This is a genomic window from Massilia sp. TWP1-3-3 (assembly GCF_049897805.1).
Lineage (GTDB): Bacteria > Pseudomonadota > Gammaproteobacteria > Burkholderiales > Burkholderiaceae_D > Telluria_A.
The window spans coordinates 332727-339775 of record NZ_JAFCWX010000002.1 but is presented as its reverse complement, the minus strand read 5'-3'; the positions used below and the strand labels follow the sequence as shown (position 1 = coordinate 339775).

Sequence of the window (7049 nt, the reverse complement as noted above, 5' to 3'; positions counted from 1 at the left end):
CCATCGGCGGCGACCAGGCGCAGGCCGCGCCAACGCGGCACAAAGCCATCCTGCTCGGCGCGTGCAATCAGCCAGTCGTTGAGTCCCGGAATAGCAACCAGGGACAGCTTGGCGCGCGCCTGCGCGAAGGCCTGTTCGGATACCTCGTGGACCAGCTGCGCCTGCAGACGCAGATGCGCAAAAAAGGTGTCCAGTTCGGCCTGAACGCTCATGCGCATGCCAGTCAGCATGATAGCGACCAAGGTCGCCAGCGGCAGCTTGCGGCAGCGGGAAAACGCTGTGGGGTGATCCGGATGGCGGGCATCGCGGAGAAATTCTGTTGAGCATAGGCGCGCGGCGAAATCTTGGAACAGCGTGGTCAGAACGGACATGGCAGGCAGGGATAGTAAAAATCCATGCTGGACGCCGCGATTTTAAGGTGATGTCAAGTGTTATTGTGAAAAAATTGATAATAATTTACTGAAATGCACGCCAACTGCTAACTTGGGTGGATTGGGTCATCAAGGCCATTGCAGTGACGATGAGCAACACCAGCGGCAGCCAGGCGTGGCGCTTGGGTTCCAGCATGGCAAAAGCGCGGCTTGGATCATAAAACATCGTACCCAGGGCACTCACAGGAGAAGCATTGCTTGCGGTATCTGTCGACTTGGTCAATTCCATTGTTTGCTCGCTTGAAAGTGGCCGTTTTGTAAAAGTGTTTCGATCAGGAATCGCAGAATAGCATAGGCATTAGCAAGAATATCAACTTTGATGCTCATGCATATCAAAGTTTTTTTGTAGAGGCTTTTTCTTTTTGTTCGCCTGGTTTACTGTTTTATATAAAGGTATGTATACAAAATTAGTAGTGATAGTAAACAAGAGAAAAATTGTGGATAAGTCTGTTTACCCGAAGATTTTCAACGACTTGGGTGACCTTGAACTAGCTGTACAAGTTTTGTATCAAAGAGGGATGACTGTTGGATAGATTTTTGACTGTACTCAAGTAGCGCGGTTTTGCACAACGAGTCCTGTGGATATCCAATGACTTATCCACAGCTGGCGCTTGGTGTCTGCTTGTTGTTTTTTTGTTGTGCAAAAAAGGAAACTTGCTGCCGGTGACTTTTTTCGGTGTTTTTTGCGTCTCGGATTTTTTTTTCGGTCTTTGTTTGTTTACTTAAAAAGGTAATATATATCTTTAATAGTAGTTGTTAACGCAGGCACATTTCTGTGGATAAGCCATTTTTTTCCTTTGTAAACAAGCGCTTGCAAGAAGTATAAAGGGGAAAGTAAGCCTGTATCCGGCTGGGGCCAATTCTGGACAAAAATGAGCCTGTGCATAAAACCGACTTTATCCACAATCGACACCTGTGGATATCCAAACACTTATCCACAGGGGTATCACCATGAAACTGCATGAGCTGTTCAAGTTCCCCATCATCCAGGGACCGATGGCCGGAGGCGCTTCCGGGCCTGCCCTGGTTGTCGCTGTTTCCAACGCGGGCGGGCTTGGTTCCTTCGCTGCCTCGTTGCTGACGCCGTCTGTGCTGCGCGACCAGGTCGCCGTCATCCGCAACTTGACCGACCAGCCTTTCTTGCTGAACTTGTTCGTACAAGAAACGCCGGCGCCGTCCGCGGCCGAGATCGACGCGGCGGTCCAGTTGCTCGCACCTATTTACAAGAGCCTGGGCTGGGACAGCTTGCCCATGCCTGAAAAATGGTGCGAAGACTTCCATGCCCAGTTCGATGCTTTGATCGCGCTGCGTCCCGCAGCTGCCAGCTTTACTTTTGGCATATTGACGCCGGCTCAGGTCGAGCGGCTGCACGATGCGGGCATCTTTGTCATCGGCACCGTCACCAGCGTTGCCGAAGCGCTGGCCTGGGAGAGCGCTGGCGCCGATGCCGTGGTTGCTTCCGGTATCGAAGCGGGCGGCCACCGCGGCACCTTTATTGGCGCCCAAGAAGATTCCATGCACCCGTCAAGGGAGTTGTGGCCGCAAGTAGCCGCATCGGTGGGCATACCCGTCATCGCCGCCGGTGCCATCATGACCGGGATCGATATCAATGAAGCGCTCGCACAAGGTGCCCAGGCAGTACAGATGGGCAGCGCGTTCCTGGTGTGCGACGAATCCGGCATCAACACGACCTACCGCCGGGCCTTGATCGATGCCGACGATACGCCCACTCGGCTGACCCGCGTTTTTTCCGGGCGCTATGCGCGCGGACTGGAAAACCGTTTCATGCGCGAAATGCAGGACCTCGAAGCGCGCGTTCCCGCGTATCCTGTTCAAAATGCGTTGACGACGGCAATTCGCGCCGCCGCCGCCAGCCGGGGCGATCCTGAACTGATGTCGCTCTGGGCTGGCTCGGAGATAAAACGTGCGCGGCCCTTGCCTGTTGCCAGGCTGATGCAAACGCTGGTGGCTGAAATGCGTCACTAGCGTTATCACAATGAGATGAGGAGTGAGTTTGGAATCTGCCGGTGAATACGATTACATCATTGTCGGGGCTGGCACTGCCGGCTGTGTGTTGGCCAACCGCCTGAGCCGCAACCGCGACGTCGACGTGCTGCTGATTGAAGCGGGCGGACGCGACGATTACCTGTGGATTCACATTCCCGTGGGCTACCTGCATTGCATCGGTAATCCGCGCACTGACTGGCTTTACCAGACTGAACCGGACGCCGGATTGGCCGGAAGAGCGCTGATCTATCCGCGCGGCAAGGTGCTGGGCGGCAGCTCATCCATCAACGGCATGATCTATATGCGCGGCCAGTCGCACGACTATGAACGCTGGGCCGACGCCACGGGCGATGGATCCTGGTCCTGGGACCACGTCTTGCCGATGTTCATGAAAAGCGAAGACTATTACGGCGGCAGCGGTCCCGTCCACGGAACAGGCGGCGAATGGCGGGTGGAAAAGCAGCGCCTGTCGTGGCCGATCCTCGACGCCTTTCGCGATGCGGCCGAGCAGGTCGGCATTCCCAAGACGAGCGACTTCAATGGCGGCGACAATTTCGGCTGTAATTATTTCGACGTCAACCAGAAGCGCGGCATTCGCTGGAACACGGCCAAGGCCTTCCTGAAACCGGCGGCATCGCGCCCGAACCTGACGATCATGACCGGCTGCCACGTGGAACGGTTGATCATCGACGATGGCGAGCAGGGCAAGGTGTGCAGTGGCGTTCAATTCACCGGCGGTGGCACCGCGTGGACGGCGCGGTCCCTGCGCGAGACTATCCTGACTGCGGGCGCCATCGGCTCGCCGCAACTATTGCAATTGTCCGGCATTGGACCGGCGGGGGCATTGCAGCAGCATGGCGTCAAGGTCCATGTCGACGCGCCCGGCGTTGGCGAAAACCTGCAAGACCATTTGCAACTGCGGATGATTTTTAAAGTCAGCAACGCCAAGACGCTCAACACCAGCGCGGCAACTTGGTACGGCAAGATGAAAATCGGGCTCGAGTATGCCATGTTCCAGAGCGGACCCATGTCGATGGCGCCGTCGCAACTGGGCGCCTTTGCGCGCTCCGATCCCGGCCAGGCTACCCCCGATTTGGAATACCACGTGCAACCGCTGTCGCTGGAAAAATTCGGCGACCCGCTGCATGCGTTTCCGGCGTTCACGGCCAGCGTGTGCAACCTGCGGCCCACGTCACGCGGCCATGTGCGCATTGCCTCGAACGATTCCTACGCGGCGCCGAAAATCACGCCCAATTACCTCAGTACGCCTGAAGACCGCAAGACAGCCGTGGCCGCACTGACGCTGACCCGCGCCATCTCCGCCGCCCCGGCGCTGGCGCGCTATGCGCCGGTCGAATTCACGCCAGGCATTCATTACCGGACGCAAGAAGAATTGGCCGAAGCGGCAGGGCTGATCGGCACGACCATTTTCCACCCGGTAGGCACGTGCAAGATGGGAAAAGCGAACGATGCGATGGCCGTCGTCGACAGCCAATTGCGCGTGATCGGCGTGCAGCGCCTGCGCATTGTGGACGCGTCGATCATGCCGTTCATCACGTCCGGAAACACGAATTCGCCGACGCTGATGATTGCTGAAAAGGCCGCCCAAATGATCGTCAATACGCCCTGAAAATGGTGCGAGTTTCCCTATACGGAAAGGTAGTTATACCGTATTGTGAGCAAAAACCAATCTGTGTATTATCTGTTTAAAATTATTTTTCAAGTGCGCAGTCAAGCTTAGAAAAACGGAGACACGATGACAGACGTCATTCTGGAAACACGAAACCTGACCAAGGAATTCAAGGGTTTCACCGCAGTCAGTGACGTTAGTTTGCAGGTGCAGCGCGGCCATATTCACGCGCTGATCGGCCCCAATGGGGCCGGTAAAACCACCTGCTTCAACTTGCTCACCAAGTTCCTGGTGCCCACTTCCGGCCAGATCATTTTCAACGGCAAGGACATCACGGCGGCCAAGCCGGCGCAGATCGCACGCATGGGCGTCATCCGGTCGTTCCAGATATCGGCTGTGTTTCCGCACCTCACCGTTTTGCAGAATGTGCGTATTGGGCTGCAGCGCGAGCTTGGCACGTCTTTCCATTTCTGGCAGAGCGAACGTTCGCTGTCGCGGCTCGACGAGCGCGCCATGGAATTGCTGACCGAAGTCGATCTGGCGTCCTTTGCCGACACCGTCACGGTGGACATGCCCTACGGGCGCAAGCGGGCGCTTGAAATTGCCACCACGCTGGCGATGGAACCGGAGCTGATGCTGCTCGATGAACCGACGCAAGGCATGGGCCACGAAGACGTGCACCGCGTCACTGAGCTGATCAAAAAAGTGTCCGCCGGCCGCACCATCCTGATGGTTGAACACAATATGAGCGTGGTCGCCGGCTTGTGCGACAAGATTTCAGTGCTGCAGCGCGGCGCCATGCTGGCCGAAGGCACGTATGCCGAGGTATCGAAAAATCCGCAAGTCATGGAAGCGTACATGGGAACAACGGACGTGTTGGAAGGAGCGCACTGATGGCGGCGGCGCTCGAGATAACAAACTTGCAGGCGTGGTACGGCGAGTCGCATATTTTGCACAATGTGAACCTGAGCGTGAACCAGGGCGAGGTGGTCACGCTGCTTGGCCGCAATGGCGCCGGCCGCACCACCACACTGCGCGCCATCATGGGCTTGACCGGCGCGCGCAAGGGTTCCATCAAGGTCAACGGCGTGGAGGCGATCGGCCTGCCGACCCACAAGATTGCCCACCTCGGCATCGGTTACTGCCCGGAAGAACGGGGCATTTTTTCCTCGCTGTCGACCGAAGAAAACCTGATGCTGCCGCCGCAACTGAGCGGCGCGGAGAAGGGCATGTCGGTAGCGGAAATCTACGAGATGTTTCCCAACCTGCAGGAGCGCCGCAACAGCCAGGGAACGCGATTGTCGGGCGGCGAACAGCAGATGCTGGCCGTGGGCCGGATTCTGCGTACCGGCGCGCGCCTGCTGCTGCTGGACGAAATTTCCGAAGGGCTGGCGCCCGTGATCGTGCAAGGTCTTGCCCGCATGATTACCACGCTCAAGTCCAAGGGCTACACCATCGTCATGGTGGAACAGAATTTCCGCTTCGCCGCACCGTTGGCGGACCGGTTTTACGTGATGGAGCACGGTCAGATCGTGGAGACCTTCGCTTCGTCGGAATTGAACGCCAAGATGCCGGTCTTGACCGAGCTGCTGGGCGTGTAATTGGATCGACACGTTGCACCCATAAGTTGCACCTATAAGTTGCATCCACGAGTTGTACCCATGAGTTGTACCCATGAGTTGTACGCATGAGTTGTACGCATGAGTTGTACGCAGAAGCGCAACCCACAATAAGACAAACCCATCCTTAAAACGGAGACAATATGAAACGTACTGTTCTCGCCATTGCGGCTACCGCCGCGTGCGCTATCGGTTTTTCCATGCCTGCTCAAGCGCAGGTTTCGGGCAACACCATCAAGATTGGCTTGATCACTGACTTGTCGGGCGTGTATTCGGACGTCGACGGCCCCGGCGGCGCGGAAGCGGTCAAGATGGCGATCGCCGATGCCGGCGGCATGATCGACGGCAAAAAAGTCGAATTCATCGTGGCCGACCACCAGAACAAGGCCGACATTGCCGCCAGCAAGGCGCGCGAATGGTTCGACCAGCAAGGGGTCGACATGCTGATCGGCGGCACCAATTCCGGTGCCAACCTGGCCATGGCCAAGGTTGCAGCGGAAAAGAAAAAAGTATTCATTTCCATCGGTGCAGGTTCGGCCCGCCTGACCAATGAGGAATGCAGCCCGTTCACCGTGCACTACGCGTATGACACCGTGGCATTGGCGCGCGGCACGGGCGGGGCGATCGTCAAGCAGGGCGGCAAGAGCTGGTTCTTCCTGACGGCCGACTACGCTTTTGGCCAGTCGCTCGAAAAAGACACGACCGACGTCGTCAAAGCCAACGGCGGCACGGTGGTGGGCAGCGTCAAGCACCCATTGTCGGCGTCGGACTTTTCGTCCTTCCTGCTGCAGGCACAGTCGTCCAAGGCGCAAATCCTGGGCCTGGCGAATGCCGGCGGCGACGCCATCAATGCGGTCAAGGCGGCCAATGAATTTGGCATCACCAAGAACATGAAGCTGGCCGGCTTGCTGGTTTTCATCAACGACGTGCACACGCTGGGCTTGAAAACCACGCAAGGCATGTACCTGACCGACGGCTGGTACTGGGATCAAAGTCCGGAGAGCCGCGCCTGGTCCAAGCGCTATTTTGCCAAGATGAAGAAAGAGCCGTCGATGCTGCAGGCGGCCGACTACTCGGCAACCGCCAACTACCTGGCAGCCGTCAAGGCGATCAAGACCGATGAAGGCGACAAGGTCATGGCGCAAATGAAAAAAACCAAGATCAACGACATGTTCACCAAGAACGGCGAGATCCGGGGCGACGGACGGATGGTGCACGATATGTACCTGATGGAAGTCAAAAAGCCGGGCGACTCCAAGTATCCATGGGATTACTACAAGGTCGTCCAGACCATCCCTGGCGCGCAAGCCTATACCACCAAGGCTGAAACCAAGTGCGCGGCGTGGAAATAATGTAAGCCGG

6 protein-coding genes and 1 pseudogene are annotated in these 7049 nt (G+C 57.2%); 5 read left to right on the top strand and 2 right to left on the bottom strand.

The window, feature by feature from the left end; all coding sequences use genetic code 11:
* Positions 1-371: pseudogene (locus ACP7D4_RS03310) on the bottom strand (IS4 family transposase); the annotation flags it as partial.
* A gap of 85 nt (positions 372-456) precedes the next feature.
* Positions 457-660, bottom strand: a complete 204-nt coding sequence (locus tag ACP7D4_RS03305) for a hypothetical protein (protein ID WP_426207767.1) — start codon at positions 658-660, stop codon at positions 457-459.
* A 722-nt stretch (positions 661-1382) separates the two neighbouring features.
* Between ACP7D4_RS03305 and ACP7D4_RS03300 the strand changes: the two genes are divergently transcribed.
* The 5 genes from ACP7D4_RS03300 (at position 1383) to ACP7D4_RS03280 (ending at position 7039) form a co-directional block, all read left to right on the top strand.
* Positions 1383-2417 (top strand): NAD(P)H-dependent flavin oxidoreductase, encoded by a 1035-nt coding sequence (locus ACP7D4_RS03300; RefSeq protein ID WP_426207766.1) that lies wholly within the window; start codon positions 1383-1385, stop codon positions 2415-2417.
* A gap of 28 nt (positions 2418-2445) precedes the next feature.
* On the top strand, positions 2446-4068 hold the full coding sequence (locus ACP7D4_RS03295) for a GMC family oxidoreductase (RefSeq protein WP_426207765.1): 1623 nt from the start codon (positions 2446-2448) through the stop codon (positions 4066-4068).
* 126 nt (positions 4069-4194) lie between these two features.
* A complete protein-coding gene (locus ACP7D4_RS03290; protein WP_426105863.1) occupies positions 4195-4962 on the top strand; it encodes an ABC transporter ATP-binding protein in 768 nt (255 codons plus the stop codon).
* Complete coding sequence (locus tag ACP7D4_RS03285; RefSeq protein ID WP_426105861.1) at positions 4962-5669, top strand: ABC transporter ATP-binding protein; 708 nt, start codon at positions 4962-4964, stop codon at positions 5667-5669. Before ACP7D4_RS03290 ends, ACP7D4_RS03285 begins: the two co-directional genes overlap by 1 nt.
* Before the next feature lie 161 nt (positions 5670-5830).
* Entirely contained in the window at positions 5831-7039 is a 1209-nt protein-coding gene (locus ACP7D4_RS03280; protein WP_426105859.1) for an ABC transporter substrate-binding protein, read from the top strand.
* The last annotated feature ends 10 nt before the right edge of the window (positions 7040-7049 follow it).